Below are 17,191 nucleotides of genomic sequence, written 5' to 3' on the forward strand. Positions count from 1 at the left end.
TCCTCTGCGGGCCGTGCACAGCAGCCGTGAAGCCGGTGTCGCCCGTAGACCCAGTATCAATTGTCTTTCGTCTACAGTCTACGGTGCACAGGTGCCAGGGGAACGGCGAGTTGGCCTCGTCACATCCCGTTGTAAGGGCACGTCAGGGACAGCGGACCACCTGTCCGGCGTACGACAGGTTCCCGCCGAAGCCGAAGAGCAGCACCGGATCCCCCGTGGAGATCGCGCCCTGCTCCACCAGCTTGGAGAACGCGAGCGGAATGCTCGCGGCGGAGGTGTTACCCGATTCGGTGACATCGCGTGCGATCACGGCGTTGACGGCACCCAGCTTCTGGGCGAGGGGGTCGATGATGCGCAGGTTGGCCTGGTGCAGCACGACCGCGGCGAGGTCCGCGGGGACGAGGCCCGCGCGCTCGCAGGCCCGGCGGGCCAGGGGCGGCAGCTGCGTGGTCGCCCAGCGGTAGACGCTCTGCCCCTCCTGCGCGAACCGCGCGGGCTGACCCTCGATCCGTACCGCGTGCCCCATCTCGGGCACCGACCCCCACAGCACCGGACCGATACCGGGTTCCGTCTCCGCGGCCTCGACCACCGCGGCGCCCGCGCCGTCGCCGACGAGCACGCAGGTCGTACGGTCGGTCCAGTCGGCGACCTCGGACATCTTGTCGGCGCCGATGACCAGGGCGCGGGTCGCCGCGCCCGCCCGCACGGTGTGGTCGGCGGTGGCCAGCGCGTGGGTGAAACCGGCGCACACGACGTTGATGTCCATCGCGGCGGGTGAGGGGATGCCGAGCCGGGCGGCGACCCGGGCGGCCATGTTCGGCGAACGATCGACCGCGGTCGACGTGGCCACCAGCACCAGGTCGATGTCGGCGGGGGTCAGACCGGCCGCCGCGAGCGCCTTGGCGGCGGCGTGCGCGGCCAGCTCGTCGACCGGCTCGTCGGGACCGGCGATACGGCGGGTGCGGATGCCCACCCGGGACCTGATCCACTCGTCGCTGGTGTCGACCATGCCCGCCAGGTCCTCGTTGGTGAGTACCCTGGCGGGCTGGTAATGGCCGACAGCGGCGATGCGCGAGCCGTTCATGGGCGAATCCCCCTCGTTGCTCAGGTAGCGGGATTCACCAGTCTGATCAATGACTCGCGGGTACGACGGCAGGTGAAGCCACAGGAAACCGGCTCCGGCCTTGTCGGCTTCCATCAGGCCCTCGGACGCCCGAACACTGTCCGAACGGTCACCCGGTGAACAGCTGGGTCGCCTTCTGTACCAGTTCGTACAGCCCGTAGGCGAGCGGTGCCCCGACCCACACCCAGGCGAAGGCGATCAGCCCCCGCCGGCTAGGCGGACTCTGACTGCTGTCGCTGGACATCGACGGCCTCCTTGCTCGGGGCGGGAATGTGGTGACGGACGTGGACGGGCCGGACGAGTTCGTTGGCGACGAAGCCGACCACGAGCAGCCCGATCATGATGACGAACGACAGACCGTACAGTGACGCCCCGTGCTTGCCCGCCTCCTCCTGCCGGTCGGCGATCCAGTTCACGATCAGCGGCCCGAGGACGCCCGCCGTGGACCAGGCGGTGAGCAGCCGCCCGTGGATCGCGCCGACCTGGTAGGTGCCGAAGAGGTCCTTGAGGTAGGCGGGGATGGTCGCGAACCCGCCGCCGTAGAAGGACAGGATCACCAGCGCGCTCAGGATGAACACCGGCTTCGACGAGTCGCCGAACAGGGCGATCAGCGCGTACATCATGGCGCCCACGCCGAGGTAGACGCGGTAGATGTTCTTGCGGCCGATCAGGTCGGAGGTCGACGACCAGCCGATCCGGCCCGCCATGTTGGCCGCGGACAGCAGGGCGACGAAGCCGGCGGCGGCCGAGACCGACACCGGGGTCGAGGTGTCCGCGAAGAAGTCCGTGATCATCGGGGCGGCCTTCTCCAGGATGCCGATGCCGGCGGTCACGTTCATGCAGAGCACGACCCACAGGCACCAGAACTGGGGGGTGCGCACCGCACTGCGGGCGGAGACCTGCGGGCCCGCGAGGACACTCGGTGCGCCTTCGACCGGTTTCGGGCTGCGCGGTACCCGTACGAGCAGCACGCCCAGGGTCATGAAGACTGCATACGAAAGCCCGTGTACGAGAAACGCGAGCGCGATGCCGGAGCTGTCGCTGCCGAACGATTCCAGCATCTGCGCCGACCAGGGCGAGGCGATCAGGGCGCCGCCGCCGAAGCCCATGATGGCGATTCCGGTGGCCATGCCCGGCCGGTCCGGGAACCATTTGATCAGGGTCGAGACGGGCGAGATGTAGCCGATGCCGAGGCCGATACCGCCGACGAAGCCGTAGCCGAAGACGATCAGCCAGTACTGCTCGGTGGCCGCGCCGAGCGCGGAGAGCAGGAAGCCGGACGAGAAGCAGATCAGGGCGACGGTCATCGCCCAGCGCGGCCCGTTGCGCTCCACGAGCGTGCCGCCGAACGCGGCTGACAGACCGAGCATGACGATGCCCAGTTGAAAGGGCAGCGCGCTCTGTGTGCCACTGAGGCCGAGGGCTGATTCCAGGGGCGGCTTGAACACGCTCCAGGCGTAGGCCTGGCCGATGGAGAGGTGGACCGAGAGGGCGGCGGGCGGAACCAGCCAGCGACTCCAGCCCGCGGGGGCGACTGGGGGACTCATGATCCCGAACGGTAGGAAGAATCGCGGTAGTTGAAAAGGCGGCGCGTCGACCGTATGCGATGAACGGTATCCCGCGCGCGCCGAACGGTCCTACCGGCCGGTTTCCCCGACCGCACCCCCATCCTGCGCGAACCCTTGCTGGCACAACTTCCATACTGTAGACAATATTTCGTCGACAGAGTTCGGCAGTTCCTCGGTACCCTCGACCGAACGGAGCTCCCTCGTATGAAAGTCGCAGTACTCGGCGCCGGAGCGATCGGCGCCTACGTCGGTGCCGCGCTCCATCGCGCCGGCGCCGACGTGCACCTCGTCGCCCGTGGACCGCATCTGGCGGCCATGAGGCAGCACGGTGTGCGGGTCCTCAGCCCGCGCGGTGACTTCACCGCGCACGCACACGCCACCGACGACCCGGCCGAGGTCGGCCCGGTCGACTTCGTCTTCCTGGGCCTCAAGGCCAACTCGTACGCGGCGTGCGGGCCGCTGATCGAGCCTCTCCTGCACGACTCCACGGCGGTCGTGGCCGCCCAGAACGGCATCCCCTGGTGGTACTTCCACCGGCACGGCGGCCCCCACGACGGCCATCGCGTCGAGAGCGTGGACCCGGACGGCGCGGTCAGTGCGGTGCTCGCGCCCGAACGGGCCGTCGGCTGCGTGGTCTACGCGGCCACCGAGCTCGAAGGTCCGGGCGTCGTACGGCACTTGGAAGGAACCCGGTTCTCCGTCGGCGAGCCCGACCGCAGCGTCTCGGCGCGCTGTACGGCGTTCAGCGAGGCGATGCAGGCCGGCGGGCTGAAGTGCCCGGTCGAGCCCGACCTGCGCAACGACATCTGGCTCAAGCTGCTCGGCAACATCTCCTTCAACCCGATCAGCGCCCTGGCCCGCGCCACCATGCGGCAGATGTGCCTGCACGGCGGCACCCGCAAGGTCATCGAGATCATGATGACCGAGACGCTCAGCGTCGCCGAGGCCCTCGGCTGCGAGGTCGGCGTCTCCATCGAGCGCCGGCTCGCGGGCGCCGAACGGGTCGGCGACCACCGCACCTCCACGCTCCAGGACCTGGAGCGCGGCAAGCCGCTCGAACTCGACGTGCTGCTCGCGGCCGTCGTGGAGCTGGCGGAGATCACCGGCGTCGAGGTGCCCACCCTGCGCACCGTGCACGCCATCTCGGACCTGCTCGCCCTGAGGAGCGCCGCATGAGGAAACGCGATCGAACCCCGAAGACCTACACCCGGCTCACCCATCCACTGGTCCGGGACTCCCGCGACGAACCGTTCCGTCAGGCCACCTGGGAGGATGCGCTGGACCGCGCCGCCCAGGGCCTCGCGGCGGCCCGCGGCGCGTTCGGCATGTTCTCCTGCGCCCGGGCGACGAACGAGATGAACTACGTGGCGCAGAAGTTCGCCCGAGTCGTCATGGGCACCAACAACGTCGACTCCTGCAACCGGACGTGTCACGCCCCGAGCGTGGCCGGTCTGTCGGCCGCTTTCGGCTCGGGCGGCGGGACGTCGTCGTACGAGGAGATCGAGCACACCGACATCATCGTGATGTGGGGGTCCAACGCCCGTTTCGCGCATCCGATCTTCTTCCAGCACGTACTCAAGGGCATACACAACGGCGGCCGACTGTATGCGGTCGACCCGCGACGGACGTCGACCGCCGAGTGGGCGGAGAGCTGGCTCGGTCTCAACGTCGGCACGGACATCCCGATGGCGCACGCGATCGGCCGCGAGATCATCCACGCCGGCCTCGCCAACGAGGCGTTCATCGCGCGCGCCACCAGCGGCTACGAGGAGTACAAGCAACTCGTCGAACCGTGGACGCTGTCCCTCGCGCAGAAGGTGACGGGCGTACCGGCCGCCGCCATACGGGAGTTGGCGCACGCCTACGCCCGCGCCGAACGCGCCCAGCTGTGCTGGACCCTCGGCATCACCGAGCACCACAACGGCACCGACAACGTGCGCGCGTTGATCAACCTCTCGCTGCTCACCGGCCACGTCGGCCGCTACGGCTCCGGTCTGCAGCCCCTGCGCGGGCAGAACAACGTGCAGGGCGGCGGCGACATGGGCGCCATACCCAACCGGCTGCCTGGCTTCCAGGACATCCTCGACCCCGTGGCGCGGCTGAAGTTCGAGTCGGCCTGGGACACCGTCATCCAGCCGCACTACGGGATGAACCTGACGGAGATGTTCGAGGCCATGGAGGAGGGCACGCTCAAGGCGGTCTACTGCATCGGCGAGAACCCCGCGCAGTCGGAGGCGGACAGCGAGCAGGCCGTACGGCGGATGCGGCAGCTGGACTTCCTCGTGGTGCAGGACATCTTCCTCACGAAGACGGCCGAACTCGCGGACGTCGTCCTGCCCGCCACGGCCGGCTGGGCGGAGACCGAGGGCACAACCACCAACAGCGAGCGGCGGGTTCAGCGGGTGCGCCGGGCGGTGACCCCGCCCGGCGAGGCCCGCGAGGACATCGACATCATCTGCGACCTGGCCGCACGGCTCGGCCACGACTGGAAGTACGCCGACTCCGAGTCCGTCTGGAACGAGCTCCGCTCGGTCTCGCCGGACCACTACGGGATGACGTACGACCGCCTGGAGGAACACCAGGGCATCCAGTGGCCCTGTCCCGATCCCGACGGGCTCGAACCGACGTACCTGCACGGCCGGTTGTGGGAGAAGGACCCCGCACGGCGCGGCAGGCCGGCCCCCTTCGGGCTCGTCCAGCACGATCCGCCGGTCGACCTCACCGACGAGCAGTACCCGGTCCGGCTGACCACCGGCCGACGGCTCGACTCGTACAACACCGGTGTGCAGAGCGGGAGTTTCGCGTCCCCGCTGCGGCGCGGCGAGTTCATCGAGCTGTGCCCGGAGGACGCCGAACGGTACGGGGTCGTGGTCGGCGAGGAGGTGCAGGTCACCTCGCGGCGCGGGTCGGTCGTCGCGCCCGTGTGGATCGACCCCGCCCTCAGGCCGGGGCTGGCCTTCATGACCATGCATTTTCCCGACGAGGTGGACACCAACCAGCTGACGATCGAGGCGAACTGCCCGATCGCGGGGACGGCGGAGTTCAAGGCGTCGGCGATCCGCATCGAGAAGCTGCCGATCACGACGACCGTCGGCTGACCCAAGCTGCTCAGTCTGCTCAGTCCGCTCAGTGGCTCAAGAGTGAGGTGACCTGGTGGATCTGCACTTCGGTGACAGCAAGCCGACGGACGACGAGCGGGCGGCGGTCGACGCGCTGCTCGGTCCTCCGGAGTCCTCGTGGGAGGGGGCCGACCGCGATGAGATGAGGGCCGCCGACCTGAGGTGGGCCCGTGGCGGGCGCGCGGCCCGGGACCGCCGCGACCTGCTGCTGCCGGGGCTGCACGCGATCAACGACCGGGTCGGCTGGATCAGCGAGGGCGCGCTGGACTACCTGTGCCGCCGGCTGACCGTGCCGCCGGCGGAGGCGTACGGGGTCGCCACCTTCTACGCGATGTTCTCGGTCAAGCCGCGCCCCGCGACCGTGCTGCACGTGTGCACGGACCTGGCGTGCGCGGCCGCCGGGGCGTCCGATCTGTGCGCCGGGATCGAGGCCCGGCTCGGCCTCGGCAGCGGCGTCTCGGTCGAACGCAGCCCGTGCCTCGGCCTGTGCGAACGGGCTCCGGCCGCGCTCGCGGTCAAGGCCGGGGATCCGGTGCGTACGGCGGTCTCGGCGCCGGCGACGGTCGAGGCGGCCGTACTCGCGGCGAGCGCACCGGACTCGGCGCCGGACGAGCCGTCGGCGGCGATGGCGGTGCCCCAGGCGGGAGACCCGTCGCTGACCCTGCTGCGCCGCGTCGGTGTCGTGGACCCGACGAGCCTGGACGACTACCGGGCCCACGGCGGCTACACCGCGCTGCGCCGGGCCTTCGACCTCGGTCCCGGCGGAGTCATCCGTGAGGTCACCGACTCGGGCCTGGTCGGGCGCGGTGGCGCCGCCTTCCCCACCGGCCGCAAGTGGCAGGCCACGGCGTCCCAGCCCGACCATCCGCACTACCTGGTGTGCAACGCGGACGAGTCCGAGCCGGGCACCTTCAAGGACCGCGTGATCATGGAGGGCGACCCGTACGCGCTGGTGGAGGCGATGACGATCGCGGCGTACGCGACCGGAGCGCACCGGGGTTATCTGTATATGCGCGGCGAGTATCCGCGCGCAGTACACCGTATGCAATATGCCGTCGACCAGGCGCGCGCCCGTGGGCTGCTCGGCGACGACGTCCTCGGCCAGGGCTACGCCTTCGACATCGAGATCCGGCGGGGCGCGGGCGCGTACATCTGCGGCGAGGAGACGGCCCTGTTCAACTCCATCGAGGGCTACCGGGGCGAGCCGCGCTCGAAGCCGCCGTTCCCCGTGGAGAAGGGCCTGTTCGGCAAACCCACGGTCGAGAACAACGTGGAGACGCTGGTCAACGTGCTGCCGATCCTGACCATGGGCGCCCCGGCGTACGCGGCGATCGGGACCCAGCGGTCCACCGGGCCCAAACTGTTCTGCGTGTCGGGCAGCGTGGACCGGCCCGGGATCTACGAGCTGCCGTTCGGCGCCACGCTGGGCGAACTGCTGGAGCTGGCCGGCGTGCGCGAGGGGCTGCGGGCGGTGCTGCTCGGCGGGGCGGCCGGCGGCTTCGTACGGCCGGACGAACGGGACATCCCGCTCACCTTCGAAGGCACCCGGGAGGCGGGCACCACGCTCGGGTCGGGGGTCGTGATGGCCTTCGACGACACGGTGCCGCTGCCCCGGCTGCTCCTGCGGATCGCCGAGTTCTTCCGTGACGAGTCGTGCGGCCAGTGCGTGCCGTGCCGGGTCGGGACCGTCCGCCAGGAGGAGGCCCTGCACCGGATCGCGGAGCGCGCGGGTGCGGCGGCGGCCGACGACATCGCCCTGCTCAGGGAGGTCGGCCGCGCCATGCGGGACGCCTCCATCTGCGGTCTGGGACAGACCGCGTGGAACGCCGTGGAATCCGCCATCGACCGCCTGGGGGCGTACGAATGACCGTGACACCGCTGGGGATCCCCCGCCGCCTGCTGGAGTTCACCATCGACGGGGAGGAGGCCAGGGTCCCTGAGGGCTCGACCGTCCTCGACGCCTGCCGGGCGGCCGGGAAGGACATCCCGACGCTCTGCGAGGGCGACACCCTCACCCCCAAGAACGCCTGCCGGGTCTGTGTCGTCGAGGTCGAGGGCTCCCGCACCCTGGTCCCGGCCTGCTCCCGCAAGGCCGAGCCCGGCATGCAGGTGAGGACCGACACCGAGCGGGCCCGCCACAGCCGCAAGATCGTCCTGGAGCTGCTCGCCTCCTCGGTCGACATGTCGACGACCCCGAGGGTGGCGGAGTGGATCAAGGAGTACGAGGCGAAGCCGGACCGTTTCGGCCCGGACGCGGCCCGGCTGAACGAGGAGCCGAGGGTCGACAACGACCTCTACGTCCGCGACTACGACAAGTGCATCCTCTGCTACAAGTGCGTGGACGCCTGCGGCGACCAGTGGCAGAACACCTTCGCGATCTCGGTCGTGGGGCGCGGCTTCGACGCCCGGATCGCCGTGGAGCACGACGGGCCGCTCACGGACTCGGCGTGCGTGTACTGCGGCAACTGCATCGAGGTGTGCCCCACGGGGGCCCTGTCCTTCAAGTCGGAGTTCGACATGCGGGCGGCGGGTACCTGGGACGAGTCGGCGCAGACGGAGACGACCACGGTGTGCGCGTACTGCGGAGTGGGCTGCAACCTCACTCTGCACGTGCAGGACAATGAGATCGTGAAGGTCACCTCGCCGCACGACAACCCGGTGACCCACGGCAACCTCTGCATCAAGGGCCGTTTCGGCTACCAGCACGTACAGAACCGGGGCTGATCAGGACATGGGACGAGTCACGGAACGACGCAAGGTGATCCGCATCCGGGACGGGGTGGTCTCCAGCCGCCCGGACACGCTCGTCGCCGAGGAACCACTGGAGATCCGGCTGAACGGCAAACCGCTCGCCATCACCATGCGCACACCGGGTGACGACTTCGCGCTCGCCGCCGGTTTCCTGGTGAGCGAGGGTGTGCTGGCCGCGGCATCCGATCTGCTGAATATTGTCTACTGTGCGGGGGCGACCGTAGACGGCTCGAACACCTACAACGTGGTGGACGTGCGGACCGCGCCGGGCGTGATCATGCCCGACATCACGCTCGAGCGGAACGTCTACACGACCTCGTCCTGCGGCCTGTGCGGCAAGGCGAGCCTCGACGCCGTCCGTACGACCGCCCGCTGGCCCATCTCCGACACTCCCCCGGTCCACGTCGAACCCGAGTTGCTCGCGAGCCTCCCCGACCGGCTGCGCGCGGCCCAGCGGGTCTTCGACCGGACCGGGGGCCTGCACGCGGCGGCCCTGTTCTCCGAGGACGGCGAACTGCTCGACATCCGGGAAGACGTGGGCCGGCACAACGCGGTCGACAAGCTGGTCGGCCGCGCCCTGCAGAACGGGGACCTGCCGCTGTCCCGCACCATCCTGCTCGTGTCGGGCCGGGCCTCCTTCGAGCTGGCGCAGAAGGCCGTGATGGCGGGCATCCCGGTCCTCGCGGCGGTCTCGGCGCCCTCGTCACTGGCCGTGGACCTGGCGGCGGAGGCGGGACTGACGCTGGTGGGCTTCCTGCGGGGCAGCTCCATGAACGTGTACGCGGGCGAAGGCCGCATCGCCCTGCGGGCCGCGGCCGCCCAGGGCTGACCGGCTCCCCGCGACACGGCGGCGGGGCCCCGACCGGCGGGGAGCGCCCCCTGCGCCGCAGGGGCCCCGTCTCAACCGGCCGTCACAGCCCGCCGTCACAGCCCGCCGCCTCGGCTCGCCGCCTCAGCCCGCCGTCTGTGCGACCTCGGCGAAGGCGGTGATCAAGGGTGAGCGGCGGCTCGCCTCCCAGGCCAGGATCACCTGGTCGGGTTCGGCGTCGCGGACGGGCACGTACGTGATGTCGGGGCGGGAGTACTGCTCGGCGACCGACCGCGGTACGAGGGTGATGCCGAGCCCGCCCGCCACGCGCTCGAACTTCTCCTCGATGGTCCGGATCGGCAGGTCGTGCGGCCGGGGATCGAGGTAGCGCAGCCAGGTCTCGCCCGCCAGGTCGGCCGACGCGAGTTCCGGTTTTCCGGCGAGCCGGTGATCGGCGGGGAGCATCGCCACGCGGGTCTCCGTGTACAGCGGCAGCAGCTTCAGGCCGCGCTCGTCGATGGGCCGTCGTAGATAGGCGAGGTCGACGCTGCCGTCGAGGATCAGCCGCTCCTGGTCGTCCCACTCGACCCGGCGGGCCTGTACGTCGACGTCGGGATGGGCGGCGCCGAAGGCCCGCACGGCGTGGGTGACGACGATGCCCGCCCGGAAGCCGACGACGAGGCGGCGCGGTCCGCGGGCGGCGCGCCGCACCCTGCGCCGGGCGGCGTCGGCGGAGGCGAGCAGGTTCCGGGCGTCGTCGAGGAGTTGGCGCCCCGCGGCGGTCAAGGTCGCGCCGTGACTGTCGCGTTCGAAGAGGGCGGCGCCCAAGTCCTTTTCCAGCGCCCTGATCTGACGGCTCAGCACAGGCTGTGCGATGTGCAGGCGCTCGGCGGCGCGGCCGAAGTGCAGCTGCTCGGCCACCGCCACGAAGTAGCGGACCTTCCGCAGGTCGAGGTCCATGGCCGCCCCTTCTCCCGGTCCGGTGGCGATGCCCTCAGGGTATCGCCGACGCCTGAAGAGGTCTTGGACGGCGGGACGGGAGCGACCGCAGGGTGGACCACGTCAACCAGGACGGCAGTACGGAAGGGGCACGGCATGAGTCTGCGAGGACAGCGGATCGTCGTCATCGGCGGTACGGCGGGCATCGGACTCGCGGTCGCCGAGGCGGCCGCGCGGGAGGGGGCGCAGGTGGTGGTCGCCTCGCGTCGGCAGGAGAGCGTGGCGGCCGCGCTGGAGCGACTGCCGCAGGGCGCCGAGGGCAGGGTGCTCGACGTGACCGACGAGGACGCGGTGCGCGCCTTCTTCGGGCGGATCGGCGGCTTCGACCATCTGGTGTTCACGGCCGGCGAGTCGTTGCTGCTGGAGAGCGTGGCGGAGTCCGACCTGGGGCGGGCCCGGCGCTTTCTGGACGCCCGGCTGTGGGGCGCGTACACGGCGGTGAAGTACGGCGCCCCGTCGATCCGGAAGGGCGGTTCGGTGGTGCTGACCACCGGGACCGTGGCGCGTCGTCCGATGCCGGGGACGACCGTCGCGGCGAGCCTGTGCGGGGCGATGGAGTCGCTCACCCGGGCGCTCGCCCTGGAGCTGGCCCCGCTGCGGGTCAACGTGGTCGAGCCCGGCATGGTCCGCACCGAGCTGTGGCGGGACCTGCCCGAGGAGACCCGGGACGGGATGTTCGCCTCCGCCGCCCAGTCGCTCCCGGTCGGGCGGGTGGGCGAGCCGGAGGATGTCGCCGAGGCCTACCTGTATCTGATGCGCGGCGCCTACAGCACCGGCTCGGTGGTGGTCGTGGACGGCGGAACGGTACTGGTCTGAGGACTCACTCCGCCCCCGGGCGCACCCGCGCCGCGGTCACCACGGTGCCCAGCCGGGGGAAGTCCAGCCGTACGGACGCCGCGTGCTCGGCCGCCGTGAACGCGGCCATGGCGTCCTCGACGAAGACGAGGTCGTAGCCGAGGTCGCCGGCCGCGCGTGCGGTGGACTCCACGCCGAGGTTGGTGGCGATCCCGCCGAACACCAGCGTGGTGACACCGTGTTCGCGCAGGCGCTCGTCCAGGCCGGTGCCCTGGAACGCGCCGATCGTCCGCTTCACGATCTCGACGTCACCGTCGCGGAGCAGGCCGGCCACCAGCCCGCTGCCGGGCGGCTGCTCGGCGACACCGGTGCGCTCGACGCGGACGAGCACGACGAGTGCACCGGCCGCGCGGAACCGGGACGCCAACTCCTCGGCGGCGGCGAGGACTTCGGTGCCCTTCCGGGGTTCCAGGGGCAGCGCGACGATGCGGTCCATCAGGTCGACGAGCACGAGGGCGGTGCGGGCGGCGTCGAGTGCGGGCCCGGATTCGACGGTGCGTGGTGCGTTCATGACGGAACGTTATCCGCCGTCGGCCGTCCGTACCGGGAATCCGGATCAACGGGCCCATGAACTCGTCACGTTCGGTCCCGCGGGGAGCCGGCATGGTGCCGCCACATCTTCATGCCCTCCCGGATGCCCTCCCGGCCGCCGCGGCGGGCGAGGTCCGACCGCCCGCCGCCGGCACTCCGCAGGTTCTGACGTGCGTCACACCCATCCGGAGCAGCGACGCGCCCCGCCTGACATACCTGACAAACCGTCAGACCTAGCATGATCAGATGTTCAGACAGGAAAGGGAAGCCCGTCCCCTGCCGGCATGGTTTCGCGCCCGTCCGGGATCCATCACTCTGACGGCGGTCGTCGCGACGGCGGCGCTGGCCGTGTCGCCCACTCCCGTCCACGCCCAAGTACCCGGCTCCGCACCCGAGTTTGAGCAACAGGTCCTCTTCAAGGCGTCCCAGGACCCCGGCTACGCCTGCTTCCGCATTCCGGCCATTGTGCATACAGTCGACGGCACACTGCTGGCCTTCGCCGAGGGCCGGGTCCTGAACTGCGGCGACGCCGCCGACATCGACATCGTCCTGAAGCGCTCCACGGACGGCGGCCGCACCTGGGGCCCGCTCCAGGTCATCAACGAGGGCAACGGCGACACGCACGGCAACCCGGCCCCGATCGTGGACCGCGACACCGGCCGCGTGCTGCTCGCCGAGACCTACAACACGGGTCGCACGGACAGCGCCGGCTGCTCCGCGCCCTGCGACCGGACCCCCCATCTGCAGTACAGCGACGACGACGGCCTGACCTGGTCGGCGCCGCGCGACCTGAGCGCCGAGATCCGGCCCGCACACTGGAACTCCTGGTACGCCACCGGCCCCGTGCACGGCATCCAGCTCACCCGCGGCGCGCACGCCGGCCGACTGGTCTTCGGCGTCAACGCCGAGACCTGGAACGGCAGTCGGGTCACCGCCAACCACGCCGCGCTCATCGTCAGCGACGACGGCGGCGACCACTGGAAGGCCGGCGCCACCGACTCCTGGCCCGTCGCCGAGGACCGCGTCTTCCGGCAGAAACCGTCCGAGCTGACGCTCACCGAGCGCACCGACGGCGCGGTCCTGGTCAGCGGCCGCGAACAGCACGGCACCGACATCGGCCACCGTACCCAGGCCGTCAGCCTCGACGGCGGCACCAGCTTCACCGCCCCCTTCCGCGAACTCCCGGACCTCTACGCCCCCCAGGTCCAGTGCGCGACGCTCCCCTTCGGCGACCGCATCCTGCTGTCCTGTCCCGCCGACCCCGACCGCCGCCGGACCATGATGATCCGCTCCTCCTACGACGGCGGCGCCACCTGGGACAGTGTCGACCGGGGCACGGTCGTCACCACGGACTGGTCCGGTTACTCCGACCTGGCGCCGGTCGACGACGCCACGGTGGGCCTGCTGTACGAGGCCGGCACCGTCGACGCCCGCGACGAGATCCGCTTCGCCCGCTTCACCGAGGACTGGCTGCAGGCCCGCCGCGGCCCGGATCCGACCACCCTGGATCTCGCCCCTGGCGCCGCGAGCGCGGCCGTGCTGGGCGGCGCCGGGGCGACGGTCGGCGCCTTGGGCGGGGCACTGGAGTTCGACGGCGCCGACGACGCCGTACGCCTGCCGTACCGCGAGCAACTCGCCCTGGGCGCGAAGGAGTTCACGGCATCCCTGCGGTTCCGCTACACCGCCACGACCGGGGAGCAGCCGCTGCTGTGGATGGGCGGGGTCGGCAACACCCAGCCGCAGGTGTGGATGCGCGGCGAGCCCGCGGGCAACCGGCTGCGCGGCCTGATCACCGCGCGGGACGGCGCGACGACCGTGCGCACGGCGACCGTCACCACCACCGGCGCCCACAACGACGGCCGGTGGCACCATCTGTCGCTGCGCCGCGGCGGCGGCCGGCTGACCCTGTTCATCGACGGTACGGCGATCGGCGCCGCGGACGTGCCGGGCTCGGTCAGCCGCAACGCGCCGTTCGGCGTGCACATCGGGCAGCGCATGGACAGCCGGGCCTTCTTCACCGGCGCGATCGACGACGTCCGTGTCTGGGACCGGGCCCTCACCGACGAGGAGATCGAGGACGGGAGCGGCCCGGTCGGGAACGCCGTCCTGTGGCTGCCCATGGACCACGTGAGCAACAGCCGCTAACGTCCGGGAGCGTGCCCGAGGAGATACGAGCACGACAACGGACAGGAGTCGGGGTCGGCCTGCTGATGACCCTGGTTCTCGCGGCGGTGCTGCTCAGCGCACTGCCGGACGACGACAATCAACAGAATTCGGGAGACTGTATACCGCATACCGTCGGCTCGTGGTCGACGGACGACCGCATCACCGCCGAGTTCGCCCGCTACGGCGACGACGCGACCCGTGCCGACGACTGGACCGGCGGCGACGGCACGCACTCGGTGCGGCTGCCGGACGGCCGGCTGCTGTGGCTGTTCTCGGACACCTATCTCGGCCAGGTGCACCGTCCGCCCAACCCGGTCGGCGAGTCGTACGCCTGGCGGGACGGGACGGCGCCGCTCGTGCGCAACTCGGCCGTGCTGATGGACGAGGGGCGGCTGCAGGCGACGCTGCCCGCGCCGCTGTTCCCCGACCCGGGCCCGAACCAGTGGCGCTGGCCGGTCGCGGCCCGTGTCGAGCCCCGCTCCCCCGGCTCATCCGAGCAGGTGCTGCGGGTGCTGCTGTGGGTGCGCACGGCCGGGTCGGCGCCGTGGATCTACGGCGTGCCCACCGCCACCGAGGTCGCCACGCTGTCCCTGCCCGACCTGCGGGTCGAGTCGGTCGTCGAGGTGCTCGACCAGCGGCTCGTCCAGGATCCGTCCCGGCGGGTGCTGTTCGGGACGACGCTGGTCGAGAAGGGCGGCTGGACCTATGTGTTCGGCGGCGACGACGGGCAGGCGGCGTCCCGGCCCGCCTCGCAGGCGTACGTGGCGCGGGTGCCCGAGGGCGGGCTCGGGGATCCGGCCGCCTGGGAGTACTGGGACGGTTCCGGCTGGGCGGCGCGGGCCCGCCCGGGTGCCGTGCTCGGGGACGGGCGGCGCACCGGGGTGGGCAGCGCGTTCTCGGTGGTGCGGGTGGGCGGGACGTACGTGCTGTTCACGATGGCGGCGGGGGCGCGGGGGCTGACCACGGTGACCTCGTACTGGGCCTGCTCCCCCACCGGGCCCTGGCACGGCCCGGCGAAGGACTTCACGCCGTCCCTGCCGCCGGGGCAGGTCGCCGCCTACAACCCCCAGGTGCACCCCGAACTCGGCGGTGACGGAAGGCTGGTGCTGAGCTACGACGTCAACTGGCTGGAGGCGACGGGCGCGGCGGCACAGCTCAACCGGAACGTGTCCCTGTACCGACCGCGGTTCGTGACCCTGCGGCTGGCCCCGACGCGGTGACCTCCTCACGGGACTCGCCGGAGCCGCGGGCCACGCCGGAGTCGTCGGGGTCGTGCGAGCGGCGTTTGGCGATCACCGCGCACACCATCAGCTGCATCTGGTGGAAGAGCATCAGCGGCAGCACGGCCAGCGCGGCATGCGCGCCGAACAGGACGCTCGCCATGGGCAGTCCGGAGGCGAGGGACTTCTTCGAGCCGGCGAACTGGATCGCGATCCGGTCCTCCCGGCCGAAGCGGAGCGCCTTGCTGCCGTACCAGGTCAGGGCCAGCATCACGGCGAGGAGCACGGCCTCCACGCCGAGCAGGCCGGCCAGCCTGAGGGGGCTCACCTGGTGCCAGATGCCCTGGACCATGCCCTCGCTGAACGCCGTGTAGACGACGAGGAGGATCGAGCCGCGGTCGACCAGGCCGAGGACCTTCTTGTGCCGGGCGACGAAGCCGCCGATCCAGCGGCGCAGCAGTTGCCCGGCGAGGAACGGCACCAGCAGCTGGAGCACGATCTCCAGCAGCGAGTCGGCGGAGAACCCGCCGCCGCTGTTGCCGAGCAGGGCGGCCGCCAGCAGCGGGGTGACGACGATGCCCACCAGGGAGGAGAAGGAGCCGGCGCAGATCGCGGCCGGAACGTTTCCGCGTGCCATCGAGGTGAAGGCGATCGACGACTGGATCGTCGAGGGCACGAGGGTGAGGAAGAGCAGGCCCTGGTAGAGCGGGTGGGTCAGGAAGACGGGGACGAGTCCGCGGGCGGCCAGTCCCAGCAGCGGGAACACCAGGAACGTGCAGGCCAGGACGGTGACGTGAAGCCGCCAGTGCTTGAGCCCGTCCAGCGCCTCCCGGGTGGACAGGCGGGCGCCGTAGAGGAAGAAGAGGAAGGCGATGGCGCCCGTGGAGGCGCCGGAGGCCACGTCGGCCGACGTCCCGCGCGCCGGGAGGAGAGCCGCGAGGCCCACCGTCCCGAGCAGCAGCAGGATGTACGGGTCGATCGGCATCCAACTCGGCCAACGCAGGCGTTTCACGGTGCTCCACTTGCTCGGTGCTGTCGGTGGTACGGCGGGGGACGGGCCTTCGGCCGCCGGGTCACGGGTCCCCGCTCCATCCTGCTCTCTCACCCGGCGATCGGGAATCCGGCATACCGCACTCACTGTCATCACGTTCCGCGATAGCCCGCGGTAGGCTGGGTCTCGTGTACGACCCCTCCCAGCTGCGTACGTTCCTCGCGGTGGCCCAGACGCTGAGCTTCACGCAGGCCGCCCGGCGGCTGGGGCTGCGCCAGTCCACCGTCAGCCAGCACGTGCGGCGGCTGGAGGAGGCCGCCGGGCGGCAGTTGTTCACCCGGGACACCCACTCCGTGGAGCTGACGGAGGACGGCGAGGCGATGCTGGGCTTCGCGCGCCGGATCCTGGAGGTGCACGAGCAGGCGGCGGCGTTCTTCACGGGGACGCGGGTGCGCGGGCGGCTGCGGTTCGGCGCGTCGGAGGACTTCGTGCTGACCCGGCTGCCGGAGATCCTGGAGGGCTTCCGGCACGACCATCCGGAGGTCGACCTGGAGCTGACGGTCGAGCTGTCGGGCACGCTGCACGAGCAGTTGGCGGCTGGGAAACTGGACCTGATGCTGGCGAAGCGGCGTCCCGAGGACCCGCGCGGCCAGCTGGTCTGGCACGACGAACTGGTGTGGATCGGCGCCGAGCGGCTGCGCCTGGACGCGGACCGGCCGGTGCCGTTGATCGTGTACCCGCCGCCGGGCATCACCCGGGCGCTCGCCCTGGAGGCGCTGGAACGGCAGGGCCGGGCCTGGCGCGTCGCGTGCACCAGCGCCAGCCTCAACGGGCTGGTCGCGGCGGCCCGCGCGGGCCTCGGCGTGATGGCCCACTCCCGGGGCCTGATCCCGCCCGGCCTGGTCCGCGTCCCTGACCGGTCGGGCCTGCCGGAACTCGGCCGCGTCGACTTCGTCCTGGTCCACGGCGGCCGCCGTACGGCCGCCCAGGCCGGCGCCGACGCGCTGGCGGCGGCGATCCTGGCGGGCGGGGACCGGCTGCACCGGCGTTGACGCGGCAG

15 protein-coding genes are annotated in these 17,191 nt (G+C 71.4%); 9 read left to right on the forward strand and 6 right to left on the reverse strand.

Features of this window, described 5'->3' with window-relative positions:
- Nucleotides 1-142: 142 nt before the first annotated feature.
- The 3 genes from OG252_RS11025 to OG252_RS11035 all read right to left on the reverse strand — a co-directional run bounded on the left by OG252_RS11025 (nucleotide 143) and on the right by OG252_RS11035 (nucleotide 2,670).
- Nucleotides 143-1,084: a beta-ketoacyl-ACP synthase III gene (locus OG252_RS11025; RefSeq protein ID WP_266450116.1), complete on the reverse strand. Its 942-nt coding sequence runs from the start codon at nucleotides 1,082-1,084 to the stop codon at nucleotides 143-145.
- Nucleotides 1,085-1,232: 148 nt separating this feature from the next.
- The gene (locus OG252_RS11030) at nucleotides 1,233-1,367 is read right to left on the reverse strand and encodes an MFS transporter small subunit (protein WP_266450115.1); all 135 of its coding nucleotides are present in this window, start codon (nucleotides 1,365-1,367) and stop codon (nucleotides 1,233-1,235) included.
- Entirely contained in the window at nucleotides 1,336-2,670 is a 1,335-nt protein-coding gene (locus OG252_RS11035; protein ID WP_266450114.1) for an OFA family MFS transporter, read from the reverse strand. The genes OG252_RS11030 and OG252_RS11035 overlap by 32 nt, the downstream gene beginning before the upstream one ends.
- Before the next feature lie 225 nt (nucleotides 2,671-2,895).
- Between OG252_RS11035 and OG252_RS11040 the strand changes: the two genes are divergently transcribed.
- From OG252_RS11040 to fdhD, 5 genes are read left to right on the forward strand one after another with little or no spacing between them, the layout of a single operon-like run.
- A complete protein-coding gene (locus OG252_RS11040) occupies nucleotides 2,896-3,867 on the forward strand; it encodes a 2-dehydropantoate 2-reductase (protein WP_266450112.1) in 972 nt (323 codons plus the stop codon).
- Nucleotides 3,864-5,789, forward strand: coding sequence for a molybdopterin oxidoreductase family protein (locus OG252_RS11045; protein WP_329335584.1), 1,926 nt, complete (start codon nucleotides 3,864-3,866; stop codon nucleotides 5,787-5,789). The genes OG252_RS11040 and OG252_RS11045 overlap by 4 nt, the downstream gene beginning before the upstream one ends.
- Before the next feature lie 55 nt (nucleotides 5,790-5,844).
- Complete coding sequence (locus tag OG252_RS11050; protein ID WP_329335586.1) at nucleotides 5,845-7,677, forward strand: NAD(P)H-dependent oxidoreductase subunit E; 1,833 nt, start codon at nucleotides 5,845-5,847, stop codon at nucleotides 7,675-7,677.
- Nucleotides 7,674-8,534, forward strand: a complete 861-nt coding sequence (locus OG252_RS11055) for a 2Fe-2S iron-sulfur cluster-binding protein (protein ID WP_307678357.1) — start codon at nucleotides 7,674-7,676, stop codon at nucleotides 8,532-8,534. The genes OG252_RS11050 and OG252_RS11055 overlap by 4 nt, the downstream gene beginning before the upstream one ends.
- Before the next feature lie 7 nt (nucleotides 8,535-8,541).
- Nucleotides 8,542-9,390 (forward strand): formate dehydrogenase accessory sulfurtransferase FdhD, encoded by an 849-nt coding sequence (fdhD, locus tag OG252_RS11060; protein ID WP_266450106.1) that lies wholly within the window; start codon nucleotides 8,542-8,544, stop codon nucleotides 9,388-9,390.
- 123 nt (nucleotides 9,391-9,513) lie between these two features.
- Here fdhD and OG252_RS11065 read toward each other — a convergent pair whose 3' ends face one another.
- Nucleotides 9,514-10,329, reverse strand: coding sequence for a LysR family transcriptional regulator (locus tag OG252_RS11065; protein WP_329335589.1), 816 nt, complete (start codon nucleotides 10,327-10,329; stop codon nucleotides 9,514-9,516).
- Between the two features lie 135 nt (nucleotides 10,330-10,464).
- Between OG252_RS11065 and OG252_RS11070 the strand changes: the two genes are divergently transcribed.
- On the forward strand, nucleotides 10,465-11,184 hold the full coding sequence (locus tag OG252_RS11070) for an SDR family oxidoreductase (protein ID WP_329335591.1): 720 nt from the start codon (nucleotides 10,465-10,467) through the stop codon (nucleotides 11,182-11,184).
- A gap of 4 nt (nucleotides 11,185-11,188) precedes the next feature.
- Here the strand turns inward: OG252_RS11070 and OG252_RS11075 are convergent, their stop codons facing one another.
- Complete coding sequence (locus OG252_RS11075; RefSeq protein ID WP_329335593.1) at nucleotides 11,189-11,734, reverse strand: isochorismatase family protein; 546 nt, start codon at nucleotides 11,732-11,734, stop codon at nucleotides 11,189-11,191.
- A 296-nt stretch (nucleotides 11,735-12,030) separates the two neighbouring features.
- Between OG252_RS11075 and OG252_RS11080 the strand changes: the two genes are divergently transcribed.
- Both OG252_RS11080 and OG252_RS11085 read left to right on the forward strand, forming a co-directional pair.
- Nucleotides 12,031-13,899, forward strand: coding sequence for an exo-alpha-sialidase (locus OG252_RS11080; RefSeq protein ID WP_329345120.1), 1,869 nt, complete (start codon nucleotides 12,031-12,033; stop codon nucleotides 13,897-13,899).
- A 65-nt stretch (nucleotides 13,900-13,964) separates the two neighbouring features.
- Nucleotides 13,965-15,140 (forward strand): DUF4185 domain-containing protein, encoded by a 1,176-nt coding sequence (locus OG252_RS11085; RefSeq protein ID WP_443068396.1) that lies wholly within the window; start codon nucleotides 13,965-13,967, stop codon nucleotides 15,138-15,140.
- Here the strand turns inward: OG252_RS11085 and OG252_RS11090 are convergent.
- The gene (locus tag OG252_RS11090) at nucleotides 15,076-16,125 is read right to left on the reverse strand and encodes a bile acid:sodium symporter family protein (RefSeq protein ID WP_329345121.1); all 1,050 of its coding nucleotides are present in this window, start codon (nucleotides 16,123-16,125) and stop codon (nucleotides 15,076-15,078) included. The two genes, OG252_RS11085 and OG252_RS11090, sit on opposite strands and share 65 nt — an antisense overlap.
- A gap of 194 nt (nucleotides 16,126-16,319) precedes the next feature.
- Here OG252_RS11090 and OG252_RS11095 point away from each other — a divergent pair, with 194 nt between their 5' ends.
- Complete coding sequence (locus tag OG252_RS11095) at nucleotides 16,320-17,183, forward strand: LysR substrate-binding domain-containing protein (protein WP_329335597.1); 864 nt, start codon at nucleotides 16,320-16,322, stop codon at nucleotides 17,181-17,183.
- Nucleotides 17,184-17,191 lie beyond the last annotated feature (8 nt).

Source organism: Streptomyces sp. NBC_01352 (assembly GCF_036237295.1).
Taxonomy (GTDB): domain Bacteria; phylum Actinomycetota; class Actinomycetes; order Streptomycetales; family Streptomycetaceae; genus Streptomyces; species Streptomyces plumbiresistens.

Bases quoted from the DNA above. Each gene is read 5' to 3' on its own strand.
- OG252_RS11025 (WP_266450116.1), bottom strand. From the start codon at position 1,084: ATGAACGGCTCGCGCATCGCCGCTGTCGGCCATTACCAGCCCGCCAGG.
- OG252_RS11030 (WP_266450115.1), bottom strand. From the start codon at position 1,367: ATGTCCAGCGACAGCAGTCAGAGTCCGCCTAGCCGGCGGGGGCTGATC.
- OG252_RS11035 (WP_266450114.1), bottom strand. From the start codon at position 2,670: ATGAGTCCCCCAGTCGCCCCCGCGGGCTGGAGTCGCTGGCTGGTTCCG.
- OG252_RS11040 (WP_266450112.1), top strand. From the start codon at position 2,896: ATGAAAGTCGCAGTACTCGGCGCCGGAGCGATCGGCGCCTACGTCGGT.
- OG252_RS11045 (WP_329335584.1), top strand. From the start codon at position 3,864: ATGAGGAAACGCGATCGAACCCCGAAGACCTACACCCGGCTCACCCAT.
- OG252_RS11055 (WP_307678357.1), top strand. From the start codon at position 7,674: ATGACCGTGACACCGCTGGGGATCCCCCGCCGCCTGCTGGAGTTCACC.
- fdhD (WP_266450106.1), top strand. From the start codon at position 8,542: ATGGGACGAGTCACGGAACGACGCAAGGTGATCCGCATCCGGGACGGG.
- OG252_RS11065 (WP_329335589.1), bottom strand. From the start codon at position 10,329: ATGGACCTCGACCTGCGGAAGGTCCGCTACTTCGTGGCGGTGGCCGAG.
- OG252_RS11070 (WP_329335591.1), top strand. From the start codon at position 10,465: ATGAGTCTGCGAGGACAGCGGATCGTCGTCATCGGCGGTACGGCGGGC.
- OG252_RS11075 (WP_329335593.1), bottom strand. From the start codon at position 11,734: ATGAACGCACCACGCACCGTCGAATCCGGGCCCGCACTCGACGCCGCC.
- OG252_RS11085 (WP_443068396.1), top strand. From the start codon at position 13,965: ATGACCCTGGTTCTCGCGGCGGTGCTGCTCAGCGCACTGCCGGACGAC.
- OG252_RS11090 (WP_329345121.1), bottom strand. From the start codon at position 16,125: ATGCCGATCGACCCGTACATCCTGCTGCTGCTCGGGACGGTGGGCCTC.